This window comes from Xanthomonas sp. XNM01 (assembly GCF_014851915.1).
In the GTDB taxonomy this organism is placed as follows: Bacteria; Pseudomonadota; Gammaproteobacteria; order Xanthomonadales; family Xanthomonadaceae; genus Pseudoxanthomonas.
Genome location: NZ_JACVAP010000007.1, coordinates 14,891 through 31,345, shown reverse-complemented (window position 1 = coordinate 31,345; position 16,455 = coordinate 14,891). Strand labels below are relative to the sequence as shown.

Here is a 16,455-nt window from a genome sequence, read left to right as displayed (position 1 = left end):
CGCGAACAGGGGGATGGATGGGACGCAATCTGCCGGGCTTCGGCACACGGACAGGCCACGGACGCACGGCCACGGGCCGGCACGCACTGCCGTCGGTCGATCGCGCACGCAGCGGCGCGCACGCAGCGGTGGACATCGAGGACGACGGCCTGGCCGAGGCCGTGGTGTTCCTCGACGCGGGGCGCAGGCTGTTCGCCTCCGATCCGCTGACCAGGGGCGACGTCGCCGACTACTACCGCCAGGTCGCGCCCTGGCTGCTGCCCGAGGCCGCCTACCGTCCGCTCGCCCTGCGTGCCGTAGCGCCCGACGGGGCGCTGGCCGACGCGCAGATGGACCATCGCGCCGGCCTCGGCAGCTACGTGCATCCGTTCCCGCGGCACCCGCAGGGCGGCGACGGCACCGGCTTCTACATCGGCGGCGTCACCGGTCTGCTGCAGCTGGTCCAGGCCGATGCCTTCGAACTCGAAGCCGGCGCGGCCACGATCGGGCAGCCGACCGGGCCGGACCGGCTGGTGCTGGGCCTGGACGCGGCGCCGGCACCGCTCGCCGATGCCGCGCTCGCGCTGCGCACGCGCCTGCAGTCTCACGGCCTGGCCAGCTTCGTCCGCCTCAGCGGCGATGGCGGCCTGCACGTGGTCGCACCGCTGGCGCCGGGCGTCGACTGGGAGACCCTGCAGGAGTTCGCGGCCGCGATCATCGAGGCGCATGCCGCCGGCCGGGACGGCGACCTTGGCGTGCGGATCCGCGCACTGGCCACGACGCCGGCGCAGACCGCGACCTGCAGCTGGTCGCTGCGGCGGGGGCCGGCCGGCATCGGCGTCGCCATGCCGCTGGGCTGGGATGCGCTGGCCGGACACGACCTGTCCGTGCCGGTCGCTCCGGCCGCCGCGCTCCGGCAGGCCGCGCGGCTACGCGAGGATCCCTGGGCCGGCATGTCCGCGCTGCGGCAGACGCTGCCCGGCTGAGCCGCGCCGCCTGCCGACCGCCACTCGCGCCGGGTCCGCGACGACGGCACGCACCGCCAGCCCGCGCCGGCCACGAAGGACGGCGCGATGCCGCTGCGCGGCACGCCGCAAACATCACGAACGGCTGACGCAGCCCATGCGACGGTGCCGGTCCCGTCGCTGGAGACGCGCCCATGGCCCGCCCGATCTGGACCGGCACCCTGTCCTTCGGACTGCTCAACGTTCCGGTCTCGCTGATGTCGGGCGAGCGCCGGATCGACCTGCAGTTCCGCATGCTCGATTCGCGCGACCGCAAGCCGGTGCGCTACGAACGGGTCAACGCCGACACCGGCGAGGAAGTGCCGTGGAAGGACGTGGTCAAGGCCTACGAGTACGACAAGGGCAGCTACGTCGTGCTCGAGCAGGAGGACATCAAGGCGGCCGCGCCGGAAAGCCATGAGACGGTCGAGGTCGAAGCCTTCGTCGACGCGACGCAGATCGACCCGCGCTACTACGAGAAACCCTACCTGCTGGTGCCGGGCAAGAAGGCCGAGAAGGGCTACGTGCTGCTGCGCGAGACCCTGCGCAGTTCCGGCCGGGTCGGCATCGCACGCGTGGTGATCCGCACCCGCGAATACCTGAGCGCGGTGATGCCGCACGGCGATGGCCTGGTGCTGATGCTGCTGCGCTGGCCACAGGAACTGGTCGACCCGGAGGACTACAAGCTGCCCGGCGAAAGCCTGGCGAAGTACCGGATCAGCGACAAGGAGGTCGCGATGGCCTCGCAGCTGATCGACTCGATGTCCGGCGACTGGAATCCGGACGACTACCACGACGAGTTCCGCACCCGCCTGCAGGCCATCCTGCGCAAGCGGATCAAGCAGAAGGGCGGCACCGCCAAGGTCGAGGACGAGGTGGCCGACACCCACGAGGACGCCAGCACCAACGTGGTCGACTTCATGTCGCTGCTGCAGAAGAGCCTGGACGCCAAGAAGCGCACGCCGGCGAAGAAGACCGCTGCTGGTGCCGCGTCGGGAAGCACGGCCAGGGCGCCGGCCAGGAAGGCGGCGAAGACGACTGCGAAGAAAACCGCGAAGAAGGCAGCGAAGAAGACCGCCGCCAAGCGCACCACCAGACCCCGCAAGGCGGGCTGAGCCATGTCGCTGCGCGACTACCAGCGCAAGCGCCGCTTCGACGCCGGCGGCACACCGGAACCGCAGGCCGATGCGCCGGGCGGGCCCTCGCGGCGCCCGATCTTCGTCGTGCAGCTGCATCACGCCAGTTCGCGCCACTACGATTTCCGCCTGGAAGCCGATGGCGCGCTGAAGAGCTGGGCCGTGCCCAAGGGTCCGTCGCTGCGTCCCGGCGAGAAGCGGCTGGCGGTGCAGGTGGAGGACCATCCGCTGTCCTACGCCGGCTTCGAGGGCGACATCCCCGAGGGCCATTACGGTGCCGGCCATGTCGACGTATTCGACCACGGCACCTGGGCCTGCGACGGCGATCCGCTGGAAGCGATCGCCGCCGGCAAGCTCGACTTCGTCCTGCATGGCGGCAAGCTCGAAGGCGGCTGGAAGCTGGTGCGCACCGCGCCGCGCGGGCGCCAGCCGCAGTGGCTGCTGATCAAGCGCGACGACGCAGGCGCGGCGGATCTGGAGGCCGACGACCTGGTCGACTCCGCGCCGCGGCGTTCCGCGCCGACGCGAGGCCGTGCCGGGAAGGCATCGGGCGCGAACAGGACCGGCGCCGGACGTAGTACCCAAAAGCCCGCACCTGCCGCACGGCGCCGGCGGCGCGCCGATGCCACCTGGCACAGGCGCGCCCTCGCCCTGCCCGGTGCTCGCGACCGCCCGCATCCGACCGGCTTCGCCGCGCAGCTGGCGACGGCGCGCAGCGGCGCGCCGAGCGGCGAGGACTGGCTGCACGAGATCAAATGGGACGGCTACCGGCTGCTGGCCGACCTGGTCGATGGCGTCGCCACGCTGCGCTCGCGCGGTGGCCTGACCTGGACCGGCGATTTCCCGGAGGTCGCCAGGGCCATCGAAGCGCTGCCGGTCGGCGATGCCCGGCTGGACGGCGAACTGGTGGTGCTGGACGCCGATGGCCGCAGCGATTTTTCCGCGCTGCAGCGGGTGATCGACGGCACCTCGAAGGCGCCGCTGCGTTACGTGGTGTTCGACCTGCCCGGCCTGGCCGGAGTGGACCTGGCCGGCACGCCGCTGCAGCAGCGCAAGGCGCTGCTGCGCCAGGTGCTGGGCGAGGAGCCGGGCATCCTCGCCTACAGCGACCACGTGCTCGGGCATGGCCCGGAGGTGTTCGCCGCCACCGGCGACAAGGGCTTCGAAGGCATCGTCAGCAAGCGCGTCGACGCGCGCTACGTCAGCGCGCGCAGCCACGACTGGGTCAAGGTGAAGCACGAGAACACCGACGAGTTCGTCGTGGTCGGCTACACCGACCCGAAAGGCGCACGCAGCGGCTTCGGCTCGCTGCTGATGGCCAGACCCGGGAAGTCCGGCGGCTGGCAGTACGTCGGCCGGGTCGGCACCGGCTTCGACGATGCGATGCTGGCCCGGCTGCTGCCGTTGCTGGAAGCGCGTGCACGCGGGGACGGCGTGGTCGCGCTGCCGGCGCATGTGCCGTTTTCGCTGCGCAGCGTGCACTGGGTCGAGCCGGAGCTGGTCGCCGAGGTCGCGTTCCGCGGCTGGGGCAAGGAAGGCCTGCTGCGCCAGGCCGCGTTCAAGCGGCTGCGCGCGGACAAGCCACTGGAGGATGTGCAGCCTGCGCCCGCGCTCAGCGCACGCTCGACATCGGCCGGCGAGCGACGGACGGCCGCGAAGCGCTCCAGCGCCGCGCCGGCACCGAGCGCACGCGGGACGGACGACGCGGGCGACACCGTCACGATCAGCAGCCCGGACCGCGTGGTCTATCCGTCCACCGGCATGACCAAGGCGCAGGTCGCCGACTACTACCGCGCGATCGCGCCCTGGCTGCTGCCGGAGGTCGCACGCCGGCCGTTGTCGCTGCTGCGCTGCCCGGATGGCGTGGCCGGCGACTGCTTCTTCCAGAAACACGAAAGCCGCGCGCTCGGTACGCACGTGCATGCGGTGCCGCTGCGGCAGAAGAGCGGCATGGAGGACTACCTCTACATCGAGGATGCCGCCGGCCTGCTCGAGCTGGTGCAGATGAACACGCTGGAGCTGCATCCCTGGGGCGCGGGCGTGGACGATCCCGAGCATCCCGACCGGCTGGTGTTCGATCTCGACCCGGGCGAGGGCGTGGGCTGGAACCAGATCCGCGCCGCGGCGCGCGACATCCGCGCCAAGCTGCAACAGGCCGGCCTGGAGAGCTTCGTGCGCCTGTCCGGCGGCAAGGGCCTGCATGTGGTGGTGCCGATCGCACCGGAAGCCGACTGGGAGCAGGCGCGCGACTTCAGCGAGGCCTTCGCCCAGGCCTTGGCCGCACAGGCGCCGGACCGCTACGTGGCGACGATGAGCAAGGCGAAGCGGCGCGGGGTGATCTTCGTCGACTGGCTGCGCAACGGGCGCGGCAATACCAGCGTCTGCTCGTGGTCGCTGCGCGCACGGGACACGCCGGCGGTCGCGGTGCCGCTGCGCTGGGACGAACTGGGCCGAATCGCATCGCCGCAGGCGTTCAGCCCGGACAAGGCGCTGGCGCGCGCGCGGCGCCTGAAGGCCGATCCCTGGGCCGGCTTCGCGACGCTGGCGCAGCGTCTGCCCGGCATCGGCTGAGCGGCCTGGTCAGTGCGCGGACCGCTGCCGCGCCTTGCGCAGACTGGACAGACCAAGCAGGCCGAACACCACCGTGAACGCATACAGCACCGGCCTGTCACCGATCATCGCGCGGGCAGCCCAGCAGACCGCGGCAAGCGCGTACAGCAGCGCGTCAAGCTTCGCCTTCCTGGATGCATCCATTGCATGTCTTCCTCCGGTAACACCACGACGGCAGGCAGCCGCGGGCGTGCCCCATCCTGACCGGCACGGCCTGGCACGGCAACCACCGTTCATCGCCATGGCATCAGCGGGCAGGAGCGGACGGGCGCGGATCCGGCTGGTCCAGCGGCTGCAGCCGCGGGAAGCGCATGCCCTCGAAGTCGATCGCGATCACGCGTCCGTCCTGCACGTCGAAGTCGAGGAAGCGGCCGGCACCGGGCATGAACTCGACCCGTAGCTGCTCGTCGGCATCGCCGCCGTCGGCCACCGCGTCGAGCACGCCCCAGCGCAGGCGCAGCCGCGCGTCCGCATCCAGCGTGACGGTGATCGTGCCGAGCAGCGGGTCTTCGTAGCGCCCGCCATACGCCGCGCGCGGCAGCGCCAGCCGCCAGGGGCGCGCGGCGATCTGCGCGCGTTGCCGGGCGATCGTCGACGGGAGTGCGAGGGCCTGCGCCTGCAGCGCATCGAAGCGCGCCGCGACGCGCGCCTGCAGGTCGGGCTCGTGCAGCAGCGTGCCGTAGGCGTAATCGGCGACCAGGCTGGTCAACCGCGGCGCGAGCACGTCCTCGTTGGCCAGCACCACCAGGGCGAGGCCGGCGTCGGGCATGAACGACAGGTGCGCATGGAAGCCGGCGAAACCGCCGAAGTGATGCAGCAGCCGCCGGCCCTTGTACGCGCCGGTGTACCAGCCCCAGGCGTATCCATCGCGCGCGAAGTCCTGGTAGTGCGCGTCCACCGCCACCTGCGGCTGCTGCGACTGTGCGATCAGCGCGCGCGGGATCCCGCCGCTGTCGCCGCCGGACAGCTGCGCTGCCAGGAAGCGGGCCAGGTCCGGCGCGGTGGAGACCACGCCGCCTGCCGCGTGCATCGTCGCATCGGTCTTGGACAGCGGCAGCGGCCGCTGCGGTGTGATGGACCCGAGCGAGTAAGGCCGCGCCAGCGTCCATCCGGCACGCTGCGCATGGTCCATCGAGGCACTGGTGTGGTGCATGCCGAGCGGCTGGAAGACGCGCGCCTCCAGCTGCTGCTGCCAGGGTATGGCCGAACGCCTGTCCAGCCAGGCGCTGAACAGGTTGTAGCCGACATTGGTGTAGCGGAACGTGCGATGGGGCGTCTCCGGATCGGCATGCGTACGCGCGACCAGCGCCTGTCGCGATGCGGCGTCGTGCACGCCGCTGAACGCTGCAGCCCAGGCCAGGTCCGGGTTGTCCACGCCGGAGGCGTGGAACAGCAGCTCGCCCGCGGTCACCGCATCCGCGTCGATGCCGTCGAAGGCGACGTCCGGGAACATCGTCCGCAACGGCGCCTGCAGGTCGAGCCGACCATCCGCCTCGGCCAGCAGCGCGTTCAGCGCGAACATCGGCTTGGTCGCCGAGGCGATGTAGAACACCGTGTCGCGCGTCACCGGCACCTGCGCATCGATGTCGGCATGGCCGGAGTAGGCTTCGTGGACGATACGACCATCACGGAGGACGATGATCGCCAGCCCGGGCGCATAGCCGGTCGCACGGCGGCTATCCTCGATCAGGCGATCGAGTGCGGTGAAATCCGGTGCGGGCATGGCGGCGATCGCGCATGGCGATGCCAGCGCCAGGGCCGTCAGGGCGGCCGGCAGCAGGGACATGAAGGGCCCTCCGGGGAAGGCGGCGTGGCCGCAGCCGTGGATGGTGCGGCGTCACGCACCGGAGGGCGGCGCTGCGCCCTCCGGCGGTGGGTTCACTTCAGGCGGCGCTCGAGCAGGTAATAGGCCAGGTTGCCCAGGCCGGTGGCGCCGATCAGCAGGCCGACCACGCCGGGCGTGACCCGGTCGGTGGCCAGCAGTTCGACGATGCCGAAACCCAGCGCCAGCGCGACCAGCACGCAGCCCCAGTGCAGCGAGGCCAGGCGGCGACGGGCGGTTTCGCCGTCCAGCACAGCGCGCACCAGCTCTTCCGAGCCGCGGGCCTCGACGATCCGGCGCCGGTTGAACGAGTCGACGACCGACTTGATGGTGTAGGCGATGCAGGCGAACAGGGCGACGGGGACGAGCAGGTTCAGATCCATGTGTGGGCCGCGTGGTGTGGGTGGATGTGCACTGGGAGACGGCCGGCGGGCGATCGGTTGCAGCACCGGCATCGGCGTCGCATGGAGCTGCACCGTGGCGGCCGCCTCGCCGTCCGGTGCCGCGTCCACGGCGTTCCGCACCGGACAGGACAGGACCGGTCGCACGCCGCTTGCAACCGTTCCGCCCGTCGCCGTATCCCTGTATGCCATGCCCTGCCCGCCCACCGACATCGACGCGCGCCTGCGTGCGGACCGCGCCCTGGCCGACGCCGCGCTCGCCGGCCGGGCAGGTGCGTTCGAGGAGCTGGTGCGGGCGCACCAGGGCCTGTGCTGGCGCGTGGTCGAGCGGATGGTCCGGCACCCGGAGGACACCCGCGAGTTGTGCCAGGAGGTGTTCCTGCGGATCCACCGCACGCTGCACCAGTACCGCGGCGAGAGCCTGCTGAAATCCTGGGTGGCGCAGGTCGCCTGGTCGGTGGCGCTGCGGCACCTGGAGAAGAAGCGGATCCCGCTGGCCGATGCCGGCGACGACGACGAAGGCGTGTCGCTGCTGGAGCGGATCGGCGATGGTGTCGACCTGGAGGCGGGCATGATCGACGGCCAGCTCCACGCCCACCTGCACCGGGCGATCGACGCGCTGCCGCCGCTGCAGCGCACCCTGCTGACCCTCTACCATCTGGACGAACTGTCGATCGGCGAGATCGCGGCGATGACCGGCCTGGCCGAGGGCACGATCAAGAGCCACCTGTTCCGCAGCCGCAAGCGGCTGCGCGAGATCCTGGAACCCCGCATCGGAGTCTTCGCATGAGCCACAGGCCAGTACCGCCGGATCCCCGCGAGTGGGACGCGCAGGAACAGGGGCGGCGCCTCGGCACGGCTGGTCGCGTCGAGGATGCCGATGTGGCCGCCTACCGCCACATCGCCACCGCGCTGCGCACGCAGCCGCTGCCGGCGCCGCCGGCGGACTTCGCCGCGCTGGTGGCCGCCGCCGCCGCACGCGAGGACCGCGGGCTGGAGCGGCGGCTGTCGCGCGCCCTGCTGTCGGTGTTCGCGCTCGCCGGCGTGGCGGTGGTCGCGCGCTACGGCCTGCAGTGGTGGCAGCCGCTGGTGCAGGGCATCGGCACCGATGCGCTGGGCTGGCTGCTGGCGGCCGCCGGCTGCATCGGCAGTTCGTGGCTGCTGCGGCGGGCGCTGGCCGGCGCGCCGCAGCGCCCCCCGTCGCCGGCAGGCACGCGGCGCTGACGCCTGCGTGCCGGTAACGCCTTGCTGCCGCCGGCGGCGGGCGGCCTCGCAGCGCCGGTTCCGACGACGGCCTTCGGCACCGCCGGGCGACGCGGCGCGCCGGTGTCCGCCTTACGGCCGGGAATCGCCGTTGCAGCAGCCGCCCCAGTGCGGCTGCCTGCTGGTCTGGCCGATGCCGGGGTTGAAGCGGTTGGTCGGGTCCAGCGCGCGGTAATGCGCGGCCAGCGCCGGCTTGGCCGGGTACAGGTGGCCGACGTTGTGCTCGGCCGGGTACTCGGCGCCGCGCGCGTCCAGCAGTGCCCACATCGCGTGCTCGATCGCCAGCGGATCGCCCCCCTTCTTCACGATGTAGTCCTGGTGGAACACGTGGCAGAAGAAGTGGCCGTAGTAGAGCTTGGACACCAGCGCGTCGTCGATGGCCGCGGGCAGGGTCTCGACCCAGTCGCGGTCGTTGCGGCGCAGGGCGATGTCCAGCGCGACGATGTCCTCGACCTGCTTCGCATGCACGGCGCGGTAGCGGACCGCGGCGCTGGCCACGGCGAAGCGGTGCAGGAAGGCCTTGCGGCCTTCGTCGGCATCGCACTGGAAGAACGCGCCATCGGCGCTGCCGGAGAAGTGGTCGGCGAGGAAGGCCCCGGTGACGGCTGCATCGCTCTGGGCGACACGAATCACCAGATGGTGTTCGTAGCGCTGCCGCCACTGGCGCATGCGCGCCGGCAGATGACTGGGCAGGCGGTCCATCAGCCACTGCACCAGCCGGTCGCTGACGTTGCGCAGGCCCAGCGCTTCGAACACGCCGTCGACGCGGCTCTTCAGCGCGAACGCGCGCGGCACGCTGGCGGTGCCGAAGCGGTCGATCAGCAGGAACACGTCCTTGCCGTACCGCTCGCCGATGTCGAAGGCCTCGCGGTGGATGTATTCGCCGGCGATCGGCAGGTCCGGCAACGCGGTCAGCAGGTGGCGGCGGATCGCGGTGAGGTCGTCGGCGCGGTTGCTGCCGATGTAGAACACGGCCGAGGCCTCGCGCGGGAAGGTATCCAGCCGCACCGCGAACACGCACAGGCGGCCGGCCGAGCCGGAGGCCTCGCGCAGACGTGTCGGGTCGGCGTTGTAGCGGGCCGGCGTGTCGGCATCGACCTGGCGCACGTCGTGCGCGTAGCGGTTGTCGGAGGCCACGCGCAGCGCATCGTCGACGATGTCGGCGGCCGTGTACCCGCCGGCCTGCAGCCGGGTCAGGATCGTCTCGGGCGTGTCGCCCAGCGCGATGCCCAGATGGTTCACCAGCTGCAGCCGGCCCTGCGCATCGACCTGCGCGTACAGCGCCAGCTCGGTGTAGGCCGGGCCGCGCCGCACCAGCGCGCCGCCGGAGTTGTTGCACACACCTCCCAGCACCGAGGCGCCGATGCAGGACGAACCGATCACCGAGTGCGGCTCGCGGCCGAGCGGCGCCAGCGTGCGTTCCAGCACGTCCAGCGTCGCCCCCGGCAGGCACACGACCTGGCGGCCGTCATGGATCGGCTGCACGCCGGCCAGGCGCAGCGTGCTGACGATCACCACCGGGCGGCCGTAGTCGTCGCCATCGGGCGTCGAGCCCCCGGTCAGGCCGGTGTTGGCCGCCTGCATGATCAGCACCGCATCGGCCGCGACGACCGCCTGCAGCACCCGCCACAGTTCAAGCAGCGTGCCCGGCCGCGCCACCGCCAGCGCCGCGCCACCGCCGAAGCGGTAGCCGCTGCGGAAACGGCGGGTGGCCTTGTCTCCGGTCAGCACGTGGCCGGCGCCGACCGCCTCGCGCAGCTGGCGCAGCAGCGCGTCGGTGCCCGCGGCTGATGTGCCGGCTACCGCCATGAGCACGCGCCGGCGCGGGCGCCCATGGCGCCGTCGTTCCGATCGGGACGAAGCCGTCCGGCGGCGGACAGCGGCGCAGGGCGATGCATCAGGGACAAGGGCCGCTCCCGGGCCGGAACAAGCACCCGATTACAACGCGCATCGGCGCCGCGATCAATCGCAGGGAACCGGCGGTGCGAGCGAGCGCATGCGCCCGCTCAGTCGACCGCCATCGCCCGCATGTACGCCTCCAGGCCGCGCTCGGCCCGGTCCTCGAAGATCTCGCCTGCGGCGGCGAGCGGGCCCATCCGGTCCGGACGGAAACTGCGGAAATCCGCGCGCATCCTGCACCACGCGCCCAGGGTCCAGCTGCCGCCCCAGAACGCCAGGCACAGCGGTTCGACCTCGCGCTCGGTCTCGGCCAGCTGCTGGTCCCGGTAGGAAAAGCGCAGCACCTCGCGCCGCTCGATGGCCGCGTGCAGCCGGTCGATGATGCCGCTGCTTTCGAAGCGCCCGCCCAGGTCCGGCGCATAGATGCGGATGCGCGCCGCGCGCTCGCGCAGTTCGGGCGGCAACGCGGCTTCGATCTTCAGCAGCGCGGCACTGGCGTTGAGCCCCAGGCGTGCGCCGCCGAACGCGCGTACGAAGCGCGTGCCGACCACCAGTGCCTCGAGCTCATCGGCGTTGAACATCAGCGGCGGAATGTCCGCGCCCTTGCGCAGCACGTAGCCGACCCCGGCCTCGCCCTCGATCGGCACGCCCGACAGCTGCAGGTCGGCGATGTCGCGATAGACGGTGCGCAGCGAGACCTGCAGCGAGTCGGCCAGCGCGCGCGCCGGCAGGGCGGAGCGGCGTCCACGCAGGGCATGGACGATCAAGAACAGGCGGTCGGCGCGGCGCATGCGGCATCATCGCGTGCCGTGACGGGGGCGTTCAACGCGCATGCGCCGCCCGCCCCTGCCGGTGGCTGCCGGTCGTCGGCGCCAGGCGCATCACCTCCGGCGGTGCGGCGAGCACCGACCGCAGCGCATCGCCGATGTCGGCATGCCGGGCCAGCGCCTGCAGATGCCGCCCGTGCGCAGCGGCATCGGCGAACCACGTGCACCAGGCCAGGACCCGGCGGTCGTCGTGCACGGGCAGCGCGGGAAACGCGTTGTCGCGTGGATCGCCGGCCAGGCAGGCGAACGGACGTCCGCCGATGGCCGCCAGCGCCGGGACCAGCCGCTGCGCGAAGAACCGCAGTTCCCCCGCACCGGGCATCACCCCGAGGCGACAGACGGTGACCGCCAGCAGCGCGTTCGGCGCCGCGGGCGTGGCGCCGGCGACGAAGCGCTCCAGGTCGGCATCCGGCCAGGCAGGACGCAGCAGGTGCACGTCGTCCGAATCGATCATCGTCGCGTTGGCGTCGCCGCGGTGCCGCTGCCAGACGGGGCCGCGGTAGAAGGCGTCCAGCGCAGCGGCGCGCATGTCCATCCGCGGGAATGCGCGCAGCCAGACGAAGCGGTCGGGATCGTCCAGGTCGCGGAACGGCCCGAGCACCTGCATGCCCAGCGCCTCCTGCGGCGCCAGCAGTTCGCGTTCGAACAGATCGATCAGCGCATCGCGACGGCCGGGATGCAGCCGGTAGCGGCGCAGCTCGACCACCGGCGGATCCGCGGGGGCGACCGGGACGGGCATGACGCTCATGCGGCGCGGGTGAAATGCATGCGCCAGTTGGTTTCCCAGCTGGCGCCGTCGTCGACCGAGAACGCCTGCTCCCACAGCGCGCGGCCGGACGCGATGCCCGACCAGACGAAGCGCACCAGCACCGCCCGGCCGCGCAGCGTGTGGCGGCCGTAGAACGTGCCGACGCCGTTCTCGAAGCGGCCCACCACCGGCGCCTCCAGCACGCCGTCGCGGTTGCTGGCCCAGTAGATGCTCCAGCGCCGGGTCTTCAGGTTGAACAGGCGCAGGGTCATGCCGCGGAAGCCGTTCTCCCAGTCGGTCACGAACTCGTCGACGTCGCCGACGCCGTTGAGCACCGGCCAGCAGGCGCCGGTGGCCGGAAATTCCTCCCAGTCGTCGCTGCCGGCCAGGCGCTCGCGCAGGCGCTCGTTGCGGATCGTCCAGCGCCCGTAGAGGAAGTCGAAATCGTGGCGGCCGTCGTGCGCGCCGTGCTGCGGTGTGGCCGGTGCGCTGGCCGGGCCCTGTGCCTGCGGAGTCATGCGGCATTCCCTGTCGGTGACGTGGCCGACAGGATCGCGGGGGGCTGCTGACAGCCTGGTGTCAGCAGGCTGCGTCCGGAGCGGAGGTGTCGCTGCGGCTGTGGGCCGGACCGGAAGATGGGAAACCACTGGCCGATCGCCGCATCGCCTCGACATGATCGCGACGAAGACGGATGCAACGGGCGACCTGGGCGATCTCGCCTGGCGCGGCGCTTCCCGGCACGGCGGCGCCCGCTCGGTCCGCGCAGCCGGTGCCGATGCGGCCGGGTCGGCGCCGGCCGCATCGGCTGCGACCGAGGTGCCGCAGCCGGCGCTGCAGCGCGGGTCGGGCCGCGGCCGGTTCAGGCTCGCTGGGCGAAACAGCCATGGAAGCCGAGCGGCACCGTGTACGGCAGCCAGGCCTGGGCCAGCGGGCCGTCCTCGATCCGGCGCGCGTCGAGCACGGCGATGCCGCTGCGCTGGGTCTTCGCGTCCAGCAGGGTGCCGACCACCCAGCCGTCGTCGGCATCGCGGCTGCCGGGGCGCGGCACGAACACATGCTCCTCGGCCAGCACGTCCTGGCCATAGCGCCAGGCACGGCGCCGGCCACGCTCCAGGTCGAACGAGGCGACCGCGTTGAAGTACGGCGCGGTGGCCCCGCCTTCCTTCGTCGGCGCGTACAGGCGCGCGCCGCGGTCGCCGGCCGTGCGGGCGTCGAACAGCGGGAACTCGATGCCGCCGAAGCCGGTGTCCTCCCAGCGCGCGCCGCCGCTGCGCAGGTCCAGCCGCAGCTGCAGCACGGTGGACGGCGAGTTGACCGCGTGCGCGGCGTCGCCGGCCACCGCCTCGCGCATCACCGAATGGGCACGGTCGATGTCGTCGTGGCGCACGGCGCGCAGCACGATCTCGCCGTTGCGCTCGTAGGCGTCGCCGAAATGGTAGATCGCGGCGAAATCGGCCTCGAACCACTGCGCGGTGTCCGGCGCGTCCTTGGGCACCACCGCGATCCGGCAGGCGCGCTGCGGGGCGAAGCGCATCCGCTCGAAGAAGGTGCCGCCGGTGTCGCCGTAGTCGAACGGCAGCAGCACGAACACCAGGTGGCGGTCGGTCATCGCGAAGGCGTGCTGGTAGCCGAAGATCGGCGTGTCCAGCACGCTGGCGCTGCGCAGCGCGCCATCGGCGCCGATGTGCCAGATCATGATGCCGGCGCCGCCCATCAGCGCGATCGAACCGAAGTTCCAGACGCTGCCGTCGCGGTCGACCAGCGGATGCGCGGAGAACGGCACCGTGGCCAGGTCCGGGCGCCAGGTGACCGGGCCGATCGTGGACAGCTGGTCCGGGTCGAGCTCGAACGCCGAGCCGGCCTCGCACAGCGCGAACAGGCGGCCATTGATCATCGTCACCGAGGTGTTGGCGGTGTTGGCGTCGTCGTTGTTGCGCACCGGCTGCATGTCCGGAACGGTGGTGCCCGCGCTCATGTACAGGAAGCGCCCGGCCTTCTGCTCGCGGGTGAACTTGGGCGTGGCGACCATCCGCGCGTGGTGGGTCAGCGTGCCATCGCCGTTGAAGCGCCAGCCATGGACCATGCCGTCGCCATCGAACCAGTGCTCGTAGCGGAAGCCGTTGCGCTCGGTCCAGGCCGGGCCGTTGCGGTACAGGGTGCCGCCGAAGCCGGCGGGCAGGCGCCCTTCCACCTGCACGGTGGCGGGGCCCAGCGTCTCGCTGGTCACGCTGCGCCAGCCGGCCAGCCAGGGCGCGTCGCGCAGGCCGTCGGCGAAGCGCGCCGGGTCGCCGGCCAGGGCCGGGAAGCTGCGCAGCGCGGTGGCGCCGATCACGGCGGTGGTGGCGCCGGACAACAGGGAGCGGAGGAAGCGGCGGCGATCCATGGCGGGCCTCGTCTGGTTCGAAGGGGCGATGCGCGCTCAGCGCAGGGTGACGTCGATCGCGGCGCCGGCGGCCGGCAGCGCGATGCGCGCCTCGTCGAAGGTCGGCTTGCGCATCACGTTGGGGTTGTTGCTGAAGCCGTAGCCCTCGACCGGCATGCCAAGGACGTTGCTGTCGAACTGGCCGTTGCCGTTCTCGTCGTGGGTCACCATCACCGCGTAGTCGCCGGCCGGCAGATCCTTGAACACCACCTGCGCGGTGTCGCCGGACGGTGCCAGCTGCCGGGCCTGCACCGGCGCGGCCTTGCCGTCCCAGCCGGCGCTGCCGTCGACCAGGGCCACGTTGATGTGCCCGGTCTGCACGCGCACGTCGTGCAGGGTCACGCGCAGCTCGGCGGCGTGGGCGGCGGACGCAAGCATCACGGCGGACAGGGCAGCGGCGATCAGGGCGGTGCGGTGCATGGCGGCGTCTCCGTTGGGTGTGGAGCCAGTCTGCGCAGCGGCGCTGCCGCCGATCAGGGCCGCCGGTCATCGATCCGGGGTGCCGGAAGTCACTTTGTGCACCCGCCCCATTGCCGCCCGCGCACGGCGCCGTGCAGCATGTCGTCATGTCGCCCCGTCCCCGCTCCTTCATCAGCCCGCTCAGCCTGGCCGGCCTGGTCACCGTGCTGGCCATCGGCCTGTCGCTCGGCTTCGAGCCGGGCCGGCAGACCCTCGTCCGCTGGAGCCTGCTGGGCACCTTCGTCGCGCTGTTCCTGATCCACGACCGCCTGACCGAACGCGGCCGCCTGCGTGCCGCGGCGATCGCCGCGCAGGCGGCGGTCGCGCTGCTGATGGTCTGGCTGGAGCCACGCATCGGCACCACGCCGATCCTGCTGGTGGTGGTCATCGCCCAGCTCGGCATGCTGTGGCCGCCGCGGCGGGTGCTGGCCGCGGCGATCGTGCTGAACACCGCCCTGTACCTGCTGCTGCACGACGCCGGTTTCAGCAAGCCGCTGCTGCTGGTGATGATCAACGGCGGCTTCCAGGCCTTCGCCGCGCTGACCGCGCATTACGCGCGCAGCGCAGAACGTGCGCGCGACGACCTGGCCCGGGTCAATGCCGATCTGCTCGCCACCCGCGCCCTGCTCGCCGACAGCGCGCGCGATGCCGAACGCCTGCGCCTGTCGCGCGAGCTGCACGACGTGGCCGGGCACAAGCTCACCGCGATGCGGATCAACCTGCGTGCGCTGACCGTGGATCCGGCGCTGGCCGGGCGCAGCGAGATCGTGCTGGCCGAACAGCTGTCGGCCGAGCTGCTGGCCGACATCCGCCGCGTCGTGCAGTCGATGCGCGACGACCGCGGCCTGGACCTGGCCACCGCACTGCGCGCCCTCGCCGCCCCGTTTCCACGCCCGCAGCTGCAGCTGGGCATCGCCAGCGACGTGCGCGTCACCGATCCGCTGGTCGCCGAAACCGTGCTGCGCTTCGCCCAGGAAGCGCTGACCAATGCCGCCCGCCATGCCGACGCCGATACCGTCTGGCTGGACATCACCACCGAGGAGAACCACTTGCGCATCGACATCCGCGACGACGGCCAGCGTGGCGAACGCATCCGCGAAGGCAACGGCATCGCCGGCATGCGCGAGCGCCTGGCCGAACTGCACGGGCAGCTGGAACTGGCCAGGACCGAACGCGGCGGCATGCACCTGACCGCGAGGCTGCCGGCATGAGCGGGGTTGCGATCCGCGTCGCCCTGGCCGACGACCAGGCGCTGGTCCGCGCCGGCCTGCGGGCGCTGCTGCAGGGTTTGGGGATTGTCGTCGTGTTCGAGGCCGACGATGGCCAGGCCCTGCTCGACCGCCTGCTGGAGCAGCCGGTGGACGTGGTGCTCAGCGACATCCGCATGCCCGGCATCGACGGCATCGAGGCGCTGCGCCTGCTGCGCGAACGCGGCGACGCCACGCCGCTGCTGCTGTTGACCACCTTCGACGACAGCGACCTGCTGCTGCGCGCCAGCGAGGCCGGCGCGCAGGGCTTCCTGCTGAAGGACGCCGCGCCGGAAGACCTGCACGATGCGATCCGTCGCGTCGCCGCCGGCGACACCCTGCTGCAGCCGGTCAGCACCGACCCGGTGCGCGCGCGCTATCGCTTCCACGACGAGGCCCCGCCGACCGACACCTTCGGCGAGCGCGAGGTCGCGATCCTGCGCCTGCTCGCCGGCGGCTATTCCAACAAGGAGATCGCGCGCAGCCTGTTCCTGGCCGAGGGCACGGTGAAGAACTACGTGTCCAACATCCTCGACAAGCTCGGCACCCGCGACCGCACCCGCGCCGTGCTGAAGGCCATCACGCTGCGGATCATCTGAGCCGACGCGGCGTCCAGCCGGCCGTCGCTGCGGCGCCGG

Annotated in this window: 15 protein-coding genes and 1 pseudogene; 7 read left to right on the top strand and 9 right to left on the bottom strand. The window is 72.2% G+C overall.

All coding sequences use genetic code 11. From position 1 onward, the window contains the following. Positions 1–17 precede the first annotated feature (17 nt). From IB242_RS18990 to ligD, 3 genes are all read left to right on the top strand, one after another. A complete protein-coding gene (locus tag IB242_RS18990) occupies positions 18–965 on the top strand; it encodes a DNA polymerase domain-containing protein (protein WP_192283245.1) in 948 nt (315 codons plus the stop codon). 173 nt (positions 966–1,138) lie between these two features. Further along, a complete protein-coding gene (locus IB242_RS18985) occupies positions 1,139–2,098 on the top strand; it encodes a Ku protein (protein ID WP_192283243.1) in 960 nt (319 codons plus the stop codon). A gap of 3 nt (positions 2,099–2,101) precedes the next feature. Continuing rightward, entirely contained in the window at positions 2,102–4,690 is a 2,589-nt protein-coding gene (gene ligD, locus IB242_RS18980) for a DNA ligase D (protein ID WP_192283235.1), read from the top strand. Between the two features lie 9 nt (positions 4,691–4,699). On the opposite strand, the gene IB242_RS18975 is transcribed toward ligD, so the two are convergent. The 3 genes from IB242_RS18975 to IB242_RS18965 all read right to left on the bottom strand — a co-directional run bounded on the left by IB242_RS18975 (position 4,700) and on the right by IB242_RS18965 (position 6,934). Beyond that, a complete protein-coding gene (locus tag IB242_RS18975) occupies positions 4,700–4,873 on the bottom strand; it encodes a hypothetical protein (RefSeq protein ID WP_192283233.1) in 174 nt (57 codons plus the stop codon). Between the two features lie 103 nt (positions 4,874–4,976). Continuing rightward, the gene (locus tag IB242_RS18970) at positions 4,977–6,515 is read right to left on the bottom strand and encodes a serine hydrolase (RefSeq protein ID WP_192283231.1); all 1,539 of its coding nucleotides are present in this window, start codon (positions 6,513–6,515) and stop codon (positions 4,977–4,979) included. A 92-nt stretch (positions 6,516–6,607) separates the two neighbouring features. After that, positions 6,608–6,934 (bottom strand): DUF6249 domain-containing protein, encoded by a 327-nt coding sequence (locus IB242_RS18965; RefSeq protein WP_192283229.1) that lies wholly within the window; start codon positions 6,932–6,934, stop codon positions 6,608–6,610. 208 nt (positions 6,935–7,142) lie between these two features. On the opposite strand from IB242_RS18965, the gene IB242_RS18960 reads away from it, so the two are divergent. Both IB242_RS18960 and IB242_RS18955 read left to right on the top strand, forming a co-directional pair. Continuing rightward, positions 7,143–7,742 carry a sigma-70 family RNA polymerase sigma factor gene (locus tag IB242_RS18960; RefSeq protein WP_192283227.1) on the top strand — a complete coding sequence of 200 codons (600 nt, stop codon included), beginning with the start codon at positions 7,143–7,145 and terminating at the stop codon, positions 7,740–7,742. Beyond that, positions 7,739–8,176 carry a hypothetical protein gene (locus IB242_RS18955; RefSeq protein ID WP_192283225.1) on the top strand — a complete coding sequence of 146 codons (438 nt, stop codon included), beginning with the start codon at positions 7,739–7,741 and terminating at the stop codon, positions 8,174–8,176. The genes IB242_RS18960 and IB242_RS18955 overlap by 4 nt, the downstream gene beginning before the upstream one ends. Before the next feature lie 111 nt (positions 8,177–8,287). Here the strand turns inward: IB242_RS18955 and dld are convergent, their stop codons facing one another. From dld to IB242_RS18925, 6 genes are all read right to left on the bottom strand, one after another. Continuing rightward, positions 8,288–10,024 carry a D-lactate dehydrogenase gene (dld, locus tag IB242_RS18950; RefSeq protein WP_192283223.1) on the bottom strand — a complete coding sequence of 579 codons (1,737 nt, stop codon included), beginning with the start codon at positions 10,022–10,024 and terminating at the stop codon, positions 8,288–8,290. A 197-nt stretch (positions 10,025–10,221) separates the two neighbouring features. Then, positions 10,222–10,905: a YafY family protein gene (locus tag IB242_RS18945; RefSeq protein WP_192283221.1), complete on the bottom strand. Its 684-nt coding sequence runs from the start codon at positions 10,903–10,905 to the stop codon at positions 10,222–10,224. Between the two features lie 31 nt (positions 10,906–10,936). Next, entirely contained in the window at positions 10,937–11,689 is a 753-nt protein-coding gene (locus tag IB242_RS18940) for an NIPSNAP family protein (protein ID WP_225540865.1), read from the bottom strand. After that, on the bottom strand, positions 11,686–12,207 hold the full coding sequence (locus IB242_RS18935) for a hypothetical protein (protein ID WP_225540864.1): 522 nt from the start codon (positions 12,205–12,207) through the stop codon (positions 11,686–11,688). The genes IB242_RS18940 and IB242_RS18935 overlap by 4 nt, the downstream gene beginning before the upstream one ends. A gap of 341 nt (positions 12,208–12,548) precedes the next feature. Then, positions 12,549–14,072, bottom strand: coding sequence for a carotenoid oxygenase family protein (locus tag IB242_RS18930; RefSeq protein WP_192283219.1), 1,524 nt, complete (start codon positions 14,070–14,072; stop codon positions 12,549–12,551). A gap of 36 nt (positions 14,073–14,108) precedes the next feature. Further along, entirely contained in the window at positions 14,109–14,531 is a 423-nt protein-coding gene (locus tag IB242_RS18925; RefSeq protein ID WP_192283217.1) for a DUF2141 domain-containing protein, read from the bottom strand. Here IB242_RS18925 and IB242_RS18920 point away from each other — a divergent pair. Beyond that, positions 14,530–15,781: pseudogene (locus IB242_RS18920) on the top strand (histidine kinase). The gene IB242_RS18925 and the pseudogene IB242_RS18920 sit on opposite strands and share 2 nt — an antisense overlap. Further along, entirely contained in the window at positions 15,778–16,416 is a 639-nt protein-coding gene (locus tag IB242_RS18915; protein WP_192283213.1) for a response regulator transcription factor, read from the top strand. Before IB242_RS18920 ends, IB242_RS18915 begins: the two are co-directional and overlap by 4 nt. Positions 16,417–16,455 lie beyond the last annotated feature (39 nt).